A 19286-nucleotide genomic window follows, 5' to 3' on the forward strand; every position below is an offset into this window, starting at 1 on the left:
ACATCCGTAAAAAGTCTATGCCTGATAGGCTGCCATTTCATGCTGATCAAGCAGCGCCAGCTTAAGCTTTTCCATGGCGCGGCTTTCAATCTGCCGAACACGCTCTTTTGAGATTCCCAATTTTTCGCCGAGTGCTTCAAGTGTCACGCCATCATCGCCCAGACGCCGTTGTCGGATGATGTGCAATTCACGCTCGTTAAGCGCATGAAGCGCGGTGCGCAACCAACCCACACGGCGTTCCATATCAATCGTGCTTTCAACGACCTCATCCTGCAAGGGATGGTCATCGACAAGAAAATCCATACGGGTGGAGGTGCCCGATTCATCATTACCTATTGACGCCGAAAGCGAACTATCAGACCCTGAAAGTCTGCTGTCCATGACTTCGACATCACTCGCTGATACGCCAAGCTGCGTCGAGATCTGGCGGTAAATTTCTGCCTTGCTCATGGTCTCATCTTCCTGCGCAAGCTTCGAACGCAGGCGACGCAGATTGAAGAACAGCGACTTCTGAGCCGAACTCGTCCCACCGCGCACGATAGACCAGTTGCGCAGGATATAATCCTGCATGGACGCCCTTATCCACCATGATGCATAGGTGGAAAAACGAACTTCGCGCTCAGGATCAAAGCGCGCAGCCGCTTCAAGCAATCCAACATAGCCCTCCTGAATCAGATCGCTCATCGGAAGCTTGAACTTACGAAACCGTCCGGCCATCGAAATCACCAGTCGCATATGCGAGGCCGTGATGCGATGAAGTGCTTCCTGATCCTTGTTATCTTTCCAGCGGATGGCGAGGTCGCGTTCTTCTTCTCGTTCAAGATAAGGCGCTGACATCGCATTGCGGATCATCGACTGCGAGGACGCAGCAGGCGCTTGAAGACCGCACGCCGGAATCGGCAAACGAGTTGGCGGAACGATGGAGGAACTGCTCATGGATGACTGCTTCATCTGGCTCTCCTGTTCTGGCTGCGATGTTCCAGAGAAGTCTGAAACCCGAAACGGAAACGATACCAGCCCTAAAAAGGGATTAAGCAAACATTTTTCGTTCGTTCAAAACATCTTTTACAGACCTGCTCTGAGGCCAGATTGCTACGCCACAAAACAAACCCGCTCAGAGCTGGTTTGATAATAACGCAAGAAGAACCCTCCGGTTCCATCCGAAGTGCTATAAATATCTGACATTCTATGAAAATAGAGAGACAAGCCGCTTGGGCAAGTATCCACCCCCCTCTCATCAGTCCGAAAATAAGAATTATTTTTGGAAGACGCGAGGCGCACGGTGCTCTATGCAGAAAAATAAAAAGCCCCACATCAGCGGGGCTCTTTAGAAAAGAATGCAGGCGTTTATTACGCTGCTTCGACTTCATCACCGTCCACTTCACCTTCGGCATCAGCCTTGGTGCGTTTCGGGCTCTTGGCAAGATTTGCTTCGATAAGGCGAACTGCTTCCGTATCGGAAAGCTTGTTCACGGCAGCGATTTCGCGCGCCATGCGATCCAGCGCTGCTTCGTAAAGCTGACGCTCGGAATAGGACTGCTCCGGCTGATTGTCAGCACGATGCAGATCACGAACAACTTCAGAAATCATAATCAGATCGCCGGAATTGATCTTTGCATCATATTCCTGCGCGCGGCGCGACCACATGGTGCGCTTTACGCGTGCACGACCCTGCACGACTTTCAGGGCACGTTCGACATAATCGGTCTCGGACAGCTTGCGCATACCAATGCTGACAGCCTTGGCGACCGGCACCTTGAGGCGCATCTTGTCTTTTTCAAAGTCGATAACAAAAAGCTCAAGCTTATGGCCGGCAACTTCCTGGTCTTCGATCGCTACGATCTGACCAACACCATGAGCCGGGTAAACAATGGACTCGCCGGTCTTAAATCCCTGGCGGGCCGGAGTTTTTTTCTGCTGGGATGTCATACGCTCTAATACTCCCTGTTGTGCCCGGCACTACACGCCGGTTAACACATGATTTCGACCACACCCCCTTGGGAGAGGTGCGGAAGCCATTACGGTCTTGAACTGAAAGCGCTTCCCAGGCACAAATTGATTTACCGGGAAGCTCTGGTGGGGAACGTGTGCTGAAACCGCAATAATCCGTCCCGGTGCCATAAAGCCCAGTAAAAAAATATAGCCCTTTCAGAGATTAACGCATTTGCGCCACGATTTGACGTCCAGTCACCGAAATTATTGGCACAGGTTAACACAATTTTACGCAAGAATCAACAAATGGCCAAAAAAGAGGATTCCGGCCATTTTCGACATGCATAAAATCAGCTTCAACAACTCAGCAATACACGAAACTACGACAGCAAAAGTGCCAATCTGACGGATTGCTCTTGCGCTCAACCAATCCGAAAAAAGCGTCAAGCCTTTCGAACCTGTTTAGAGCGCCATGCACCCTATTGGGCACACAAAGCCGGTCTAATCACCGGAACCCGGCTCAGGCGAAAAGAACTGTTCGAGCTTGCCCGAAACGCCATCCATTTCCTTGGCTTCTGGAAGCTCATCTTTTTTCGCAGTCAGGTTTGGCCATTTCGCTGCATATTCGGCATTCAGCTCAAGCCATTTGTCGAGGCCCGGTTCGGTATCCGGGCTGATGGCTTCCGCCGGACATTCCGGCTCGCAAACGCCGCAATCGATACACTCATCGGGATTGATGACGAGCATATTCTCGCCTTCATAGAAACAGTCGACCGGACAAACCTCGACGCAGTCCGTATATTTGCAGCGAATGCAATTATCGGTCACGACATAAGTCATTGTCCAACTCCTGTTGCCTCTCCCTTGATGAAGAGTAAGCTTATCTATTCAGAACCGGCTGTTTGAACATTCAGATCGGGCACCTGAATGGTTCCGCTCCGTTCACTCCATAGACTATCCCACGGGGTGTTTTGGCGTGTGGCATGCATGCCAGTTCATGTGCTTGCGATTGCCAAGCGTGAGGTAACGATTTTATCGGTCCATGACAAGGGCCGAAACGACGCAATAACAATATGTCACGAACATCGGAAATGACATTCCAATTATGGTGCAAAAGTCGAAAAGAGCTTTTAACGTAAAGCTTTAACGCGCAATTTCTGTCGCACCCGATGGCTATCCTGCGGCATCGCGTCCGGTTTAATTTCCGCGCAGACGATCCGTTTCGCGCCGTTCTTTCTTTGTTGGACGCCCGGCACCGCTCTCACGATGTGGCTGCATCGCTCCAACGCTGTCAGATTGCGGGGCAGGTTTGGGCGTCATGTCCTGATATAGAAGTTGTGCTTCTGGGGCTGGCCCGCGCCTGTGACCGGGTGCAAGCACCTTATAGACGAGAATTTGCCGATCAAGGTTTATGGTCAGAACATCGCCGATCTTCACCGGATAGGCTGCCTGATCAATCTTGTCACGATTGACCCTGACTTTGCCGCCGACGGCGAGTTTCGCCGCCAGCGATCTTGATTTAACCACGCGTGCAAAGAACAGCCACTTGTCAATACGCTGTCTTGCAATCGCCTCAGTCGCCATCTTACTTCTTCAATTGCTCCTTAAGAGCAAGAAGCTTGGCAAAAGGCGAATCAGGATCAACACGCACCGGACGTTCTTGCTCAACGCGCTTGTTGCCCTGATGATTAGCATGATCCCGCTTAGGCTGACGCTGATCGCGGTTGCCACCATCACGCGGTTTGCCCTTGAAGCTTTCGCGTTTGTTCTGGCCACGATCCTGATTTTCACCATCATTATTACGACGGTTCTTGTCAAAACGCTTGCCACCGCCACGGTTTTCACGCGCAGCCGCGGCTTCACCAGCTTCACCACCCTGCTGCGAGCGATTCTGGCGCTGACGATTCTGATCCTGCGTGCGATTACGTCCTTCAAAGCGCCCCTGACGCCAGAGCAGAACAGGCTTGGCCTCTTCTGCTGGCGCGTCGGTTGCTTCTGTTGCGGGCTTTTCCTCCGCTGCGGCCTCAACAGAGGCAACCGGGGCAGGAACCGGCTCGGCTGCCGGAACAACAGGCTTGGCTTCGCTTACGGTGGCAGCAGGTACGGCTGGCTTAAAGACAGTATCTTCGACAACCGCCTCAGCCTGTGCCTGTGCCTTAGCAGCAAAGGCATCAAGCTCGGCAAGCTTTGCGCTCACATCAGCCGCATCAACAGCCTCATGGCGATAACCAAGGCTTTTCAGGATCTCTTCCATATCCTCAACCGTGGCGCCCAGAATAGACATCATGGCAGGGGTAACAATGAAGCGTCCGCCATCATAAGCGCCATCGGGACGTGTGCCCGAACCCGGACGCCAGGCCAGTGCCGGACGAATGAGATCGGCAAGGCGTTCCAGAATATCAATGCGCACGGCACGACGACCGAGCACGCGATACCCACCCAGACGATAGAACATTGGATCGAAAGCCGGATCAACAACCACCGATGTGCGGCCTGCGGCCAGCACATTGACCACATCGCCATAACCGGCGCGTTCGCGGCCATCATTCTTCAATGCCCAAAGCAGCGTGATCAGGCCAGCCGGAGCAGGCTTTAACAGCATGGGCATGAAAACATGATAAGCACCGAAGCGCACGCCCAGACGACGCAGTGCTGCACGCGAATCCTGATCAAGTCCGCGGACTTCCTCAGCAACATCGCGGCGCTGAAGACTGCCAAGGCCTTCAACGATCTGGAAAGCCAGACCGCGTGTCATACCGGTCAGGGCATCGGCAGCGTTAAGATCGGTCAACGGCTTGAGAACCGTTTCGATGTGATGCGCAACAAAACGCTCAATACGGGCCGCAACCTTGTCGCGTGCCGGCCCGGTCAATTGTTCGTCGGCAAAAATGATCGTGCGCGGTTTCAACACATGATCGGCTGCAACCAGCGTTGCGACCGGTGCACCGATCCAGCGCAACACGCCATCCGAACCGAGCGCAAAGTCGCCATTTGGCGCTGCGGAAAACCGCTCGGCACGGCGTTCGAACTCGGCGGCAAGCGCCTTTTGTGCAGCCGTTCTCACAGCCTTCGCGTCCGGCCCCTCGGCCTGAACGTCGGCAGTGAACCGGAATCCTTCTAGTTGCCCAACATTGTGGCCCTCGACAATTACGTCACCGGCCGGGCTGATTTCTGCTTCTAGCATGGCATTCTCTCTCAGGCGCCTCATAAGCACGCTTGTCCTGCGGTCTACAAAGCGTTTCGTCAACCTTTCATGCAGCGCATCGGACAGTCTGTCCTCAATTTCGCGCGTCTTTTCCTGCCAGTGTGTCGGATCGGCAAGCCATCCCGGCCTGTGCGACACAAAAGTCCAGGTACGGATTTGCGCCACGCGATGAGACAGAGTGTCGATTTCCCCCTCTGTATTGTCGGCGCGGCGCACCTGTTCGCTCATATAATCTTCATCAACGCTCCCTCGGCGGACCAGATCCTGATAAATGGTTGCTATGATATCGGCATGTTGTGCCGGCGCAATCTTACGATAATCGGGAAGCGCACAGGTATCCCACAAAAGTTCGATCCGCGCAGGCATCGTTGCAAGCCGCACAATGTCTTCATCTTTCGACAAATTTTCAAGCGCCTGCTGATCAACAGCAGGCAATGCCTTGGTAAGACCTTCAATCGGCGTTGGCGTTTCCAGAGAATGGCGTAAAGCGTTCAGCGATGAAAAATCAAAGCGGCTTGTTCGCCATTGCAACACTTTCACCGGATCGAATGCATGGGCTTCAACCCGCTCCACCAGTTCATCGTCCAGGGGCTGAACCTGCCCGGTGACGCCAAATGTACCATCGCGCAAATGGCGACCCGCACGACCGGCGATCTGGCCAACCTCCGCAGGCGTCAGATCACGAAACTGATAACCGTCAAATTTACGGTTCTGTGCGAAAGCCACATGATCGACATCAAGATTGAGTCCCATGCCGATGGCATCCGTTGCCACCAGAAAATCCACATCACCTGACTGATAAAGCTCGACCTGTGCGTTGCGCGTGCGAGGGCTCAGCGCGCCCATTACAACCGCTGCACCACCACGCTGGCGACGGATCAGCTCGGCAATGGCGTAAACCTCATCCGCCGAAAAGGCGACAATTGCTGAGCGGTTCGGCAGTCGGATAATCTTCTTGGAACCCGCATAAGAAAGCTGAGACAAACGCGGACGCGTCACAACAGTGATGCCCGGCAGAAGCTTTTCCAGAATGGCGCGCATGGTCCCGGCGCCCAAAAGCAGCGTTTCCTGCCGCCCACGCAGATGCAGAATGCGGTCCGTAAAAATATGCCCGCGCTCAAGATCACCGGCAAGCTGCACTTCATCAATCGCCACAAAGGGCATATCCGTGCGGCGCGGCATGGCTTCAACGGTGCACACGGAATAGCGCGAGCCGGGCGGCGTGATTTTTTCCTCGCCGGTGATCAGCGTGACATTGGCAACACCCACGCGCTCAGCCACACGATTGTAAACCTCGCGCGCCAGCAATCGCAGCGGAAGACCAATCATACCACGACCATGCGACAACATCCGTTCGATCGCCAGATGCGTCTTGCCGGTATTGGTCGGCCCCAGCACTGCAGTGACATCGCGGCCACTCACACTCAGCGGCAGATCATGGGCAGGGAGTTGGTTCATGCCAATAATAGAATTCCCGGAACAAAGGCCATACGTTGGACATGCGATAGCACTATATCACTTGAGCCGAAAGCGCTCCTGTTAAGTTTCAATCTGTGTTTTCGGCTCTGTAGTCGTTAATAAATACTCATTTTAACAAATAGAACGACTCTGGAACGAATCGGCGACGAATCGATCACAGGAGCCCATTCACCTTTTGTTCACGACAACATCTAGTGGACTATCTATCGAAAGAACCCAGATGATGAATCACCGGCATTAAGATTTGCGCCGGTGTGGGAACAAACGGCCAATCTTATTAACCTTTGTCCTTCGAGCCGTCCCATAAGGAAAGACTGAAAAGCCGCAGATTCATGAATTATCAATTATTCCTGATAGCTGGTTAAATTTTTACCGCGCAAAAGGCCATTTTCATTAACCTTCGGCTCAAAGCCGGAACGAATCGGCGACGAATCGTTGATTCACAAACTTTCCCTATTTGTTCTCACCACATATAGGGGGATTCGGGCAAAAATACCCATAGAGCGGCACCGTTTTGCCGCTCTATCTTAAGCCGAGCGCGTGTAAACGTTAATTTTTGCGCCTTTTATGGCCGCTCAACACACATGGCGACGCCCATACCGCCACCAATACACAGCGTTGCAAGACCACGTTTCGCATCGCGGCGCTTCATCTCGTAAAGCAGCGTTGTCAGCACTCGTGCACCCGATGCCCCGATGGGATGACCGATAGCAATCGCCCCGCCATTGACGTTGACGATCTCCGGGTTCAGCCCCAGATCACGCACCACAGCGCAGGATTGCGCAGCAAACGCTTCATTGGCTTCAACCAGTTCCAGATCGGCAACCGTCCAGCCTGCCTTTTCAAGCGCTTTGCGGGTTGCTGGTATAGGGCCGGTTCCCATGATCGACGGATCGACCCCGGCTGTTGCCCAGGAAACGATGCGCGCAAGCGGCTCGACACCCCGTTTTTCGGCTTCATCCGCATCCATTAGAACAAGTGCCGCCGCGCCGTCATTGATGCCCGATGCATTGCCAGCCGTGACAGTGCCTTCCTTGTCAAAGGCAGGCTTGAGCTTGCCCAGCGCCTCAATCGTTGTACCGGGACGGATATATTCATCCGCCGACACAATGGTCTCGCCTTTGCGGCTCTTCACGGCAAAGGGCACGATCTCATCATCGAAACGGCCGGCCGTCTGCGCAGCTTCGGCCTTATGCTGGGATGAAAGCGCGAACTGGTCCTGATCGTCGCGGCTAAGCTGCCACTGCTTCGCGATGTTTTCAGCGGTGATTCCCATGGGATAGCCATGGAAGGCATCCGTCAGGCCATCTTTCATCATGGTGTCCACCATTTTGAAATCGCCCATTTTCACGCCAGAACGCAGATGCGCGCAATGGGGTGCCATGGACATGGATTCCTGCCCGCCAGCCACGATAATCTTCGCATCGCCCGCCAGAATTTGCTGCATACCGAGCGCAATCGAACGCAGACCCGAACCACAAAGCTGGTTGATCGAGAAGGCAGTTGTCTCTTTCGGGCATCCGGCTGCCATCGCCGCCTGTCGTGCGGGGTTCTGCCCCTCGCCTGCCGTTAACACCTGTCCAAGAATGACCTCATCCACATCCGCAGCCACCACGCCTGCGCGCTCAAGCGCCGCCTTGATCGCGCTCGCACCCAGTTCGTGTGCGGCCACGTTAGCAAAGGCTCCATTGAAGGCCCCCACCGCAGTACGGGCGGCACTGGCAATAATAACGACTTTTTGGCTATGCGATGCGGTCATTCTTTCCTCCTTTAAAAATTGACCACAGAGAAAAACCAAAACGGCTTCTTTTGCAAGCTCCACCCTTTCTGTTCGTTTCACATCTTTGCTCAAAACGATCAGCAGTTTCTCCAGAACACATGAAAGTTTTTCTTACACGCCATTCGACAGTCGTTAAATTAGACCCACAAAAAATAAAGGAGATATCTATGTCCCAGCTGACTCTCGATAAGGCCAACGCAATCATTGCCGCCGCCTTTGCCAAGGCAGCAGAATTGCATTTAAAGCCCATCGTCGTCTCCGTTCTTGATGCAGGCGGACATCTCAAGGCCTTTCAGCGTCAGGATGGCACTTCGATTCTCCGCTTCGAAATCGCTTCGGGCAAAGCCTTTGGTGCCCTGTCGGTGGGGGCGGGATCACGCTGGCTCCACAATCAGGCGAAAGACCGCCCACATTTCCTTGAGGGGCTGTCAGGCGTGTCAGGCGGGAAAATCATAGCCGTTCCCGGCGGCGTTCTTATCAAAGATGCGCAGAATGAAATTGTCGGCGCTGTCGGCATTTCAGGCGACACATCTGACAATGATGAAGCTGCTGCCGTGGCAGGCATCACGGGCGCAGGTTTTGCGGCGGATGCAGGCTGAGTTCTTTTGCTTGAGATCGCATCCTTCATCGGCTCTCAAGCAAAGTAAGTGATCTTCGGCTCAATTGTCCGAAAATCCCCAAAAGAAAACGCCGCTTCCGGCAACCGGAAACGGCGTTTTTGAAATCCATCTTCAGCTGCAATGCAGCTTAAAGACTATTCCTTAGCTTCGAGGACCTGACGGCCACGATACATACCGCTCTTCAGATCGATATGATGTGGACGACGAAGTTCGCCCGAGTTCTTGTCCTCGACGTAAGTCGGGGCCTTGAGTGCGTCTGCCGAGCGGCGCATGCCGCGCTTCGACGGAGACGTTTTGCGTTTAGGTACTGCCATGGATTCAGCTCCACTGATCGATCAATAAACGTCCGGCACAGCCCCGAGGAGCCTGTCACATCGGACAAAATTCCGGAAAGTCACGTGCCTATACACGCTCTTGTGGCATTTGACCAGCCAGAGTCTTATCTTTTTTCCAAGCGGCGCACTTATTGTACGCAAGTGACGTAAGGCCCTGCTCTGGATGCGCGCCCGGCAATAATGCGTGCGATACGCTGCATGTTGCGCGTGGGTTTCGCTGGATTGCGCAAAGCAGGATTGGGCAACGTTACAGCCAGCAAAGCAGATTGTTGCGCCGTCAAACGTGATGCCGGGCGCTTGAAATAGCGCTGTGCGGCGGCCTCGATTCCATAGATGCCTGGACCCCACTCGGCAATATTGAGATAAATCTCCATAATCCGCCGTTTTGACAGCACGCTATCTGCGACCAGCGCCAAGGGAAACTCTAGTCCTTTGCGAATATAAGATCGACCATTCCACAGGAACAAATTCTTCACAGTCTGCATGGTGATGGTCGATGCGCCACGGCTTGGCCCGCCATCTGTGGCGTCATCCAGAACGAGACTGAGCTGGTGCCAGTCCACGCCACCATGGCTGCAAAATTGCCCGTCTTCGGCCATCATCACGGAATTTATCAAAACGGGTGCCACATCTTCGATACTGACCCATTGCCGATCCACGTCCTCAAACAGAATGTAATCCTTCACCATCAAGGTGGAAACAGGCCGCACGAAAGGAACCGAATAGACGAGGATCAGAAAAAGCGGCAGGATCGCAAGCGCAATCAAAATCTTGAGCATAAGGGCAATTCTGCCACCCCAAACAGGATCAGCCAAGTAATTGCGACCATCTTTGCTCTTGAGAATGATTTTTGCCACTTCCACCGCCCGTTCATTCCGATTTAAGCGACATAAACTATTCCTTAACAATAATGAACCTGATTCCATAATCGATCGCAGCATTTCGAAGGTCGGATTAAGCGTTTTGTGGCTCTTAATCCTCCCTTTGATGACCGCTTGATGAAAAAGCCTGTGCTGATCACTGTGCCCAGTTGACCAAATCAGCGCTTTCGTCCATCCCCTTTAGGCATGGAAAACGTGTCTGTCGATTTTGCTCAATCCCTGAATCTGCGCGCGCTCGAAGTCGAGACAATGCTGGTCGGGCTTCTGGATCTTCGTTTGCGCAGTGGCGAAGTGGCGCGCCCCGAGCGACTGTTAGCCGCCATGCGCCATGGCGTGCTGAATGGCGGCAAACGCCTGCGCCCCTTCCTGGTTATCGAAAGTGCGTCCCTGTTCGGCCAGCATGGCGATGCGGTTCTGCGCGTGGCATCCGCGCTAGAGTGCATTCATTGTTATTCGCTCGTCCACGACGATCTTCCGGCAATGGACAATGACGATATGCGGCGCGGCCAGCCGACCGTGCACAAGGCTTTTGATGAGGCCGCAGCGATTCTCGCAGGTGACAGCCTGCTGACCTATGCTTTTGATATCGTCGCTTCCGACGAAACCAACCTGCCGGCCGGGATACGCATCGAACTGGTCGCAGCGTTAGCGCGCGCGTCAGGCATTGGCGGCATGGCGGGTGGTCAGGCGCTTGATCTGATGGCAGAAAATAGCAAGCCGGATGAGGCAGGCATTATCACATTACAGGCCATGAAAACCGGCGCGCTCATTCGTTTTGCCTGTGAAGCCGGTGCGATTATTGCAGGTGCATCGCGCGAAGACCGTGAACGCATGGCCGAATTTGGCTCAGCCATCGGCCTCGCCTTCCAGCTTGCAGACGATCTTCTCGACGTGACCGCAGACGCAGCCTCCATGGGCAAGGCAACCGGCAAAGATGCGGCGGCAGGCAAAGCCACACTTGTTGCGCTCCATGGCATCGACTGGACACGCAAGCAGCTCTCCGGTCTGGTTGCTCAGGCGGAAAGCCTGCTTGAACCATTTGGTGACGATGCTCTCATTCTCAAACAGGCCGCACGCTTCATCGCAGAACGGCAGAGCTGATCAGCTCGCTTTTCTATTGGCCAGCCCGAAACGGTTTTCGATATAATCGGCAACCATCTTCTGGAAATCAGCAGCAATCTCAGGTCCGCGCAACGTCGTAACCTTCTTGCCATCGACAAAGACCGGTGCGGACGGCGTTTCGCCCGTACCGGGAAGCGAAATGCCAATGTCGGCATGTTTCGATTCGCCCGGGCCATTGACGATGCAGCCCATGACCGCGACCGAAAGCGCTTCCACACCCGGATACTTCTCACGCCAGACAGGCATCGAACGACGAATATCGTCCTGAATGTTCTGCGCCAGTTCCTGAAACACGGTTGACGTCGTGCGACCGCAACCCGGACATGCCGCAACAATCGGAATGAACTGACGAAAGCCCATCGTCTGCAAGAGTTCCTGTGCCACCTGCACTTCACGCGTGCGGTCACCGCCCGGCTCTGGCGTCAGCGAAATGCGGATCGTATCGCCAATACCCTGTTGAAGCAGGATGCCCATGGCAGCCGAAGAAGCGACAACACCCTTGGTTCCCATGCCCGCCTCCGTGAGGCCCAAATGCAGTGCATGATCGGAGCGCTGCGCAAGCATCGTGTAAACGGCGATCAGATCCTGCACCTGACTGACCTTTGCCGACAGAATGATCTTGTCGCGGCTCAAACCGATCTCTTCTGCAAGATTTGCCGAAATCAGCGCCGACTGCACAATGGCTTCGCGCATAACTTCCTGCGCGCTCAATGGTGCACCTTCCGCCTGATTGCGATCCATCAGCGTGGTCAGCAATTCCTGATCGAGCGAACCCCAGTTCACACCGATACGCACAGGCTTGTCATAACGGATCGCCATTTCGACGATATCGGCGAACTGCTTATCTTTCTTGTCCTTGAAACCGACATTGCCCGGATTGATGCGATATTTTGCGAGCGCTTCTGCGCAGGCTGGATGATCGGCAAGCAGCTTATGGCCGATATAATGGAAGTCACCGACCAGCGGCACATTCATGCCAAGGCGTTCAAGGCGCTCACGAATTTTTGGAACAGCAGCAGCCGATTCGTCACGATCAACCGTTATGCGCACAATCTCCGACCCTGCGCGATGCAAAGCTGCAACCTGCGCAACAGTGCCATCAATATCCGCCGTATCGGTATTGGTCATCGACTGCACGACAACAGGTTCGCTGCCGCCAACGATAACACCGCCAACGCTGACACCAACGGAGTGGCGACGGGGAAATGGATGCGAAAAATAGCTGACGGTCTCGGAAGACATTGTGCTCTGTTCTTTTATCCTGCAGCCATTGCAAGGACTGCTTTTTAGTACGGGCCTGCTTTCAGGTGGCGTAGCACGGCGCAATTGTCAACGCCTGACCACCTTGCTTTGTTGTTATATAATCACTTGCAGACGCCTTGTCCCTTTATAATTATAGCACTGCGCGTCAGGAGGAAACGACACATGCCAAATAAGAATGCCCGCAAAACCGCTATCATCACCGGCTCCAATTCCGGCATCGGGCTTGGCATTACTCACGCATTGGCAGGTGCCGGGCACAATGTTGTGATCAATTCCTTCACAGATCGCCAGGAAGACCACGATCTGGCTGCAACAATCGCCAAAGAACATGGCGTAAACGTGATCTATATGAGCGCCGATATGTCAAAGGCGGGTGATTGCCGGACACTGATTGAAAAGAGCGTGGAGGCCTTCGGGAGTGCCGACATCCTCGTCAACAATGCCGGCATCCAGCATGTGGCCCCCGTCGAAGAGTTCCCGACAGAGCAATGGGACCGCATCATTGCGATCAACCTGACCTCGGCATTCCACACATCAGCAGCAGCAATTCCCCATATGAAAAAGTTCGGCTGGGGCCGCATCATCAATATCGCTTCGGCGCATGGACTTGTCGCATCGCCATTCAAATCAGCCTATGTCGCAGCCAAACACGGCATTGTCGGCTTCACAAAAACGCTGGCACTTGAACTTGCGACTGCCAAGATCACTGCCAATTCCATCTGCCCCGGCTATGTGCTGACCCCGCTTGTCGAAGCGCAGATACCCGATCAGATGAAAGCCCATAATATGGATCGGGAAACGGTCATCCGCGAAGTGATGCTCGATAAACAGCCGACGAAGGAGTTCGTCACCACCGCTCAGATCGGCGCGCTTGCGGCCTTCCTTACAACGGACGCCGCAGCACAGATTAACGGCGCCGCCCTGCCAGTCGAAGGCGGCTGGACCGCTGAATGAAATCAGTGCGAACTGTCCGCATATTTTGCCAGCCCTGAGAAGGCAAGCACCACCAGCAACAGCACAGGCAGCGACAGGAACACCACGCTGAAACCGCTATGCTTGGCGACAAAGCCGATCAGCGAAGGTGCAACCAGCATACCGGAATAGCCAAGGGTCGTGGCAATCGACAGGCCCACACTTGGATTGACACCCGGTATGTTGCCACCAATGGAGAAGGCAATCGGTACCATGTTGGAAATGCCGATACCGCAAATGGCAAAACCAAAGATCACCGCATAAGGGTGGCTCGACAGGCCGACAATGACCATGCCGACAATCGCAATCGACGTGCAGAAACGCAGCGTATTAATCGCACCGAAACGGTCACGGACAATATCGCCTGCAAAGCGCATGATCGCCATGGTCATGGAGAAAGCGGCAAAACCAAAACCGGCAACCGTGACTGACGCCCCCAGTTCATCACGCAGATAATATGCACCCCAATCCAGAATTGCGCCTTCCGGGATCATCGAGAACAGAGCGATAATGCCGACCAGCCATGGCAGCGCATTGCGTGGCAGCACCAGCTTTTGCTTTTCGCCGCTTGGGTGATGAAATTTATCCGCAACAATCGAAGGCCATGCGAAGACAAGCAATCCCGCCGCCACAAGGGTTGCAATCAGCGCATGGACCGTTGAACCGACATGGGCGATGAGAAAGCCGCCGGTTGCAGCACCGATCAAACCGCCAAGGCTCCAGAAAGCATGGCAGGACGACATGATGGCGCGGCGCATTTTCTTCTCAACCGCGACCGCATTGGCATTCATCACAACATCCATCGCGCCGATTGTGCCGCCAAAGTAAAGCATGGCAATCACAGCGGTCACGACATTGGGCACAAGCGCGATGATCAGCAGTGTTGGAATGACGCCAATCGCAAACAGCTTCACCACAGCGCCCGATCCGCGATGCGCCGACAATGCGCCAGCCACCGGCATCATCGAAAGAGAGCCAATGCCAAAGACAAGGATCATCAGGCCCATGCCACTGGTATCAAGCCCAAGACGAGCCGCAAATTCGGGAATTTTCGGTGCCCAGCCACCAAAAATATACCCATTCATCAGAAAGAGCAGCGCCACTGCGATGCGCTCTCTGGTCACGATTGGCGCACGCTCATTCAACGCATCGTTTCGTCCGGCAGCCTGTTCCATGATGTCCTCAGTCACGCCCTTCTACAGCGTGTATAACCGTCATGCCCGCAGCCCGATAAGGCGCAAGCACGTCTTCATTTGCATCTTGTTCGACAGCCATAACATTGACCGCCTCAATGGATATGACATCGTGCGCAGCAACAGTGCCAAGCTTGTCGCTGGTGATTGCCAGCACCACCTTGCGGCTACGTCCGGCAATAACCCGCTTGAATTCCGCATCTTCCAGATGCAGCGCTGTGATACCGATCTCTGCCGCTATACCGCAGGCACCAAGCACACAAAGATCAGGCCGCACCAGTTCCGCATCACGCAAAGCGCGCACACCGACCGCCGCACTCACACGGCGATCAATCGGACCGCCAATCATCACCACGTCGATCTTGTCTGACTTGAGGACGATGGCAGCAATGGACGGCGTGTTGGTGACAACCGTAATCACTTCACCCCGATCAGCGAGCAGACGCGCAAGTGCCAAATTGGTTGACGAGGAATCCAGAAACACCGTCATGTTCGGCTCGATCAGAGCGGCCAGCGTGGCAGCAAGGGCCGTCTTGGCTTCCGGTCTTTCTGTATCGCGCTCCGCAAGCGGTGCATAAGACGGCGCCGCCTTTAGCGCACCACCATAAACACGCTTGCAAAGCCCCGCTGCCGCCATTTCGCGAAGGTCACGGCGGATCGTGTCCTCCGAAACCCCAAAAGACTCCGCAAGCTCACTCGCCAATACGCGCCCGGACTGATCAAGCAGTGCGCGAATTTGCGCCTGTCTTTCGTCGAGTAATAGCTCTGTCATCGCTCGTTCCTATCACCGCGCACAAACATGCATAAATCGGTAAAAACGTGCATAACAGATTTTTATGACCGCGCAAGCAAAAGAAAATGCCGCACCCCTTACAGAGCGCGGCATCTCAACATTTACGGAAATGAAGCAGAATTATTCTGCGAAGACGATCAGCAAATCCTTCGCATCGATCTGCTCGCCGGGGCGCACAAGCACTTCGGCAATCGAACCGTCGCGCTCAGCGCGCAGAGCCGTTTCCATCTTCATGGCTTCAATGGAAAGCAGCACATCACCTGCCTTCACATTCTGGCCCTGAGAGACCGCAACCGTTGACACTACACCGGGCATCGGCGCGCCAACATGCTTGTCATTGCCGAGTTCCGCCTTGCGCTTCACACCACCCGATGCACCCTTGGCGCGGTTTGGCACCTTGACGCGGCGCGGCTGACCGTTAAGCTCGAAAAATACAGTGACCATGCCCTTCTCGTCGGTCTCAGACATGGCCTGATTGACGATTACAAGGGTCTTACCCCGTTCGAGATCAACGAAGACTTCTTCTTCCGGCTTCAAGCCGTAGAAATAAACCGGCGTTGGCAGAACACTTGTCGGACCATAGTTTTCCTGCGCCGCCGCATAGTCGGTGAAGACCTTTGGATACATCAGGTAGGAAGCAAATTCCTGATCCGTGATCTCGCGACCAATCGTTTCCTCAATCGACTTGCGTTCGGCATCAAGGTCAGCGGCTGGAAGCAGAGAACCCGGACGCACCGTGAACGGCTTTTCGTCTTTCAGAACTTTCTTCTGGAGCGTTTCAGGCCAACCCGATGGCGGCTGACCAAGATCGCCGCGCATCATCGACACAACGGAGTCCGGGAAGGCAATGTCCTTATCCGGGTTTTCAACATCGGCAACGGTCAGGTCCTGAGAGACCATCATCAGCGCCATATCACCCACCACCTTGGAGGATGGCGTGACTTTGACAATATCACCAAACATCCGGTTCACATCGGCATAGGCCTGTGCCACTTCATGCCAGCGGGTCTCTAAACCCAGCGAACGCGCCTGTTCTTTGAGGTTGGTGAACTGGCCGCCCGGCATTTCGTGAAGATAGACTTCCGAAGCCGGACCCTTAAGGTCGCTTTCAAAGGCCGCGTACTGATTGCGCACGGCTTCCCAATAAAACGAAATGCGGCGGATCGTTTCCGTATCAAGGCCCGGATCGCGTTCCGAACCATGCAGCGCTTCGACAATCGAGCCAAGACATGGCTGCGATGTATTGCCGGAGAAGGCATCCATGGCCGCATCCACCGCATCGACACCGGCATCGACCGCTGCAAGTACCGTTGCTGCCGAAATACCCGACGTATCATGTGTGTGGAAATGGATCGGCAGATCGGTTTCCTCACGCAGCGCCTTGAACAACACGCGTGCTGCCGCAGGCTTCAACAGACCCGCCATATCCTTGAGAGCAATGATATGTGCGCCAGCCTTTTCAACCTGCTTGGCGAGATCGACATAATATTTAAGGTCGTATTTGGCGCGTTCCGGATTGAGAATATCGCCCGTATAGCAGATGGCCGCTTCGCAGAGCTTGTTTTCTTCCAGCACCGCATCCATCGATACGCGCATGTTCTCAACCCAGTTGAGACTGTCGAACACGCGGAACAGGTCCATGCCGCCACGTGCTGCTTCGCGCACGAAATATTTGACCACATTGTCCGGATAGGACTTGTAGCCAACGCCGTTGGCACCGCGCAGCAGCATTTGCAGCAGGATATTCGGCGCACCTTCGCGCACCATTGCCAGACGTTCCCACGGATCTTCCGTGAGGAAGCGCATCGACACATCAAAAGTCGCACCGCCCCAGCATTCCAGTGAGAACAGGTTTGGCAGCGCCTGCGCATAGGCATTGGCCACCCGCGCAATGTCATAGGTACGCACGCGTGTTGCCAGCAATGACTGATGACCGTCACGCATGGTCGTGTCAGTCATCAGAACGCGCTTTTCATTGCGCATCCATTCAGCAAACTTCTGAGGCCCAAGCTTGTCGAGCAACTGCTTGGTGCCATCCGCGACCGGTCGATCACCAAACCATGGCACTATAGGCTTTGCAGCATCACGCTGAGGCTCCGCACGGCCCTTGGTTTCCGGGTGCCCGTTGACGGTCACGTCAGCAACATAGGTCAAAAGCTTGGTCGCACGATCCTGACGCTTCATGTGCGTGAACAACTCAGGCGTCGTATCAATAAAGCGCGTCGTATAATCATTCGACTGGAATTTCGGATGATTGATAATCGCTTCCACGAAAGTGAGGTTCGTTGCAACACCACGAATACGGAATTCGCGAAGCGCACGGTCCATACGGCGGATCGCTTCAATCGGGGTTGCGCCTGATGCCGTCACCTTAACCAGTAGCGGATCATAATAACGCGTGATCACCGCGCCCGAATAGGCCGTGCCGCCATCCAATCGAATGCCGAAACCCGATGCCGAGCGATAGGCCTGAATGCGTCCATAATCGGGAACGAAGTTGTGCTCGGGATCTTCGGTGGTAATGCGGCACTGAAGCGCATGACCGTTGAGGCGAATATCCTTCTGTTCGGGAACGCCGGATTGAGGCGTTCCGATCGCGTAACCTTCCAGAATATGAATCTGTGCTTTGACGATGTCGATACCCGTCACTTCTTCCGTGACCGTGTGCTCAACCTGAATACGCGGGTTCACTTCGATGAAGTAAAACGCGCCGGTATCGGCATCCATCAGGAATTCGACCGTGCCTGCACCGATATAATCGGTGGCATGGGCGATTTTGAGACCATAACCCGCCAGTTCCTGACGCTGCGCGTCATTGAGGTAGGGTGCAGGTGCGCGCTCAACCACTTTCTGATTGCGGCGCTGGATCGAGCAATCGCGCTCATAAAGATGGACCGCATTGCCATGCGTATCACCCAGAATCTGCACTTCGACGTGGCGCGCACGCTCAACAAGTTTTTCGAGATAGACTTCATCCTTGCCGAACGCAGCCTTGGCTTCGCGCTTGGCTTCCGTCACTTCGCGATCAAGGTCTTCCTCAGCACGGATTGCCCGCATACCGCGGCCACCACCACCCCATGATGCCTTCAGCATCAGCGGATAACCGATTTCAGCCGCAAGCCTCTTTACTTCTTCAATATTATCCGGCAGCGGATCGGTTGCAGGCACAACCGGAACGCCAATCTCGATTGCGAGATTACGCGCAGCAACCTTGTTGCCAAGACGGCGCATGGTTTCCGGCTTCGGACCAATGAAGATGATACCGTTCTGCGCACAAGCTTCAGCAAATTCAGGACTTTCCGACAAAAGACCATAGCCCGGATGGATTGCATCGGCACCCGAAAGCTTAGCCACACGAATGACTTCATCAATCGACAGATAGCTTTCAATTGGTCCAAGATCACGCGCCAGATGCGGCCCGCGACCGACCTGATAGCTCTCATCCGCTTTAAAGCGATGCAGTGAGAGTTTATCTTCCTCTGCCCATATAGCCACCGTTTTTATGCCAAGTTCATTGGCTGCACGGAACACGCGGATAGCGATTTCGGAACGGTTGGCAACCAGAATTTTACGGATGGACAAGGCAGAACTCCCACACTGCAATGATCGATATGGCTTTGATTAGCCTGCAATGTAAGCAAGCGCAAACAAACTGTGCAACATGAATAGAAAAACAAAATGCCCGGCTAAAAGCCGGGCATTGTGATGAAA

The 19286-nt window shown here is 54.4% G+C and carries 15 protein-coding genes; 3 read left to right on the plus strand and 12 right to left on the minus strand.

Translation table 11 applies throughout. The features are described 5' to 3' along the window. Positions 1-15 precede the first annotated feature (15 nt). From OPR82_RS11155 to OPR82_RS11180, 6 genes are all read right to left on the minus strand, one after another. Positions 16-951 carry an RNA polymerase factor sigma-32 gene (locus OPR82_RS11155; RefSeq protein ID WP_265984849.1) on the minus strand — a complete coding sequence of 312 codons (936 nt, stop codon included), beginning with the start codon at positions 949-951 and terminating at the stop codon, positions 16-18. 399 nt (positions 952-1350) lie between these two features. Further along, the gene (locus OPR82_RS11160; protein WP_265984850.1) at positions 1351-1929 is read right to left on the minus strand and encodes a CarD family transcriptional regulator; all 579 of its coding nucleotides are present in this window, start codon (positions 1927-1929) and stop codon (positions 1351-1353) included. Positions 1930-2433: 504 nt separating this feature from the next. Continuing rightward, positions 2434-2772, minus strand: coding sequence for a ferredoxin FdxA (gene fdxA, locus OPR82_RS11165; protein WP_265984851.1), 339 nt, complete (start codon positions 2770-2772; stop codon positions 2434-2436). A 357-nt stretch (positions 2773-3129) separates the two neighbouring features. Beyond that, complete coding sequence (locus tag OPR82_RS11170; protein WP_265984852.1) at positions 3130-3516, minus strand: RNA-binding S4 domain-containing protein; 387 nt, start codon at positions 3514-3516, stop codon at positions 3130-3132. A gap of 1 nt (position 3517) precedes the next feature. Then, the gene (locus OPR82_RS11175; protein WP_265984853.1) at positions 3518-6595 is read right to left on the minus strand and encodes a helicase-related protein; all 3078 of its coding nucleotides are present in this window, start codon (positions 6593-6595) and stop codon (positions 3518-3520) included. Positions 6596-7181: 586 nt separating this feature from the next. Continuing rightward, on the minus strand, positions 7182-8375 hold the full coding sequence (locus OPR82_RS11180) for an acetyl-CoA C-acetyltransferase (protein ID WP_265984854.1): 1194 nt from the start codon (positions 8373-8375) through the stop codon (positions 7182-7184). Between the two features lie 188 nt (positions 8376-8563). Between OPR82_RS11180 and OPR82_RS11185 the strand changes: the two genes are divergently transcribed. Continuing rightward, a complete protein-coding gene (locus OPR82_RS11185) occupies positions 8564-8995 on the plus strand; it encodes a GlcG/HbpS family heme-binding protein (RefSeq protein ID WP_265984855.1) in 432 nt (143 codons plus the stop codon). Between the two features lie 155 nt (positions 8996-9150). On the opposite strand, the gene rpmF is transcribed toward OPR82_RS11185, so the two are convergent. Both rpmF and mtgA read right to left on the minus strand, forming a co-directional pair. Further along, positions 9151-9330, minus strand: coding sequence for a 50S ribosomal protein L32 (rpmF, locus tag OPR82_RS11190; RefSeq protein ID WP_006467787.1), 180 nt, complete (start codon positions 9328-9330; stop codon positions 9151-9153). A gap of 149 nt (positions 9331-9479) precedes the next feature. Beyond that, a complete protein-coding gene (gene mtgA / locus OPR82_RS11195) occupies positions 9480-10208 on the minus strand; it encodes a monofunctional biosynthetic peptidoglycan transglycosylase (RefSeq protein WP_265984856.1) in 729 nt (242 codons plus the stop codon). Between the two features lie 210 nt (positions 10209-10418). Here mtgA and OPR82_RS11200 point away from each other — a divergent pair, with 210 nt between their 5' ends. Continuing rightward, positions 10419-11333 carry a polyprenyl synthetase family protein gene (locus tag OPR82_RS11200; protein ID WP_265984857.1) on the plus strand — a complete coding sequence of 305 codons (915 nt, stop codon included), beginning with the start codon at positions 10419-10421 and terminating at the stop codon, positions 11331-11333. Here OPR82_RS11200 and ispG read toward each other — a convergent pair whose 3' ends face one another. Then, on the minus strand, positions 11334-12596 hold the full coding sequence (gene ispG, locus OPR82_RS11205; RefSeq protein ID WP_265984858.1) for a flavodoxin-dependent (E)-4-hydroxy-3-methylbut-2-enyl-diphosphate synthase: 1263 nt from the start codon (positions 12594-12596) through the stop codon (positions 11334-11336). 183 nt (positions 12597-12779) lie between these two features. Here ispG and OPR82_RS11210 point away from each other — a divergent pair, with 183 nt between their 5' ends. Beyond that, complete coding sequence (locus OPR82_RS11210; RefSeq protein ID WP_265984859.1) at positions 12780-13571, plus strand: 3-hydroxybutyrate dehydrogenase; 792 nt, start codon at positions 12780-12782, stop codon at positions 13569-13571. Between the two features lie 2 nt (positions 13572-13573). Here OPR82_RS11210 and OPR82_RS11215 read toward each other — a convergent pair whose 3' ends face one another. The 3 genes from OPR82_RS11215 to pyc all read right to left on the minus strand — a co-directional run bounded on the left by OPR82_RS11215 (position 13574) and on the right by pyc (position 19157). Then, positions 13574-14764 carry an MFS transporter gene (locus OPR82_RS11215; protein WP_265984860.1) on the minus strand — a complete coding sequence of 397 codons (1191 nt, stop codon included), beginning with the start codon at positions 14762-14764 and terminating at the stop codon, positions 13574-13576. Positions 14765-14771: 7 nt separating this feature from the next. Next, positions 14772-15554, minus strand: a complete 783-nt coding sequence (locus OPR82_RS11220) for a DeoR/GlpR family DNA-binding transcription regulator (RefSeq protein WP_265984861.1) — start codon at positions 15552-15554, stop codon at positions 14772-14774. A gap of 141 nt (positions 15555-15695) precedes the next feature. Further along, a complete protein-coding gene (pyc, locus tag OPR82_RS11225; protein ID WP_265984862.1) occupies positions 15696-19157 on the minus strand; it encodes a pyruvate carboxylase in 3462 nt (1153 codons plus the stop codon). Between the last annotated feature and the right edge of the window lie 129 nt (positions 19158-19286).

This window comes from Ochrobactrum chromiisoli, assembly GCF_026241335.1.
GTDB lineage: Bacteria > Pseudomonadota > Alphaproteobacteria > Rhizobiales > Rhizobiaceae > Brucella > Brucella chromiisoli.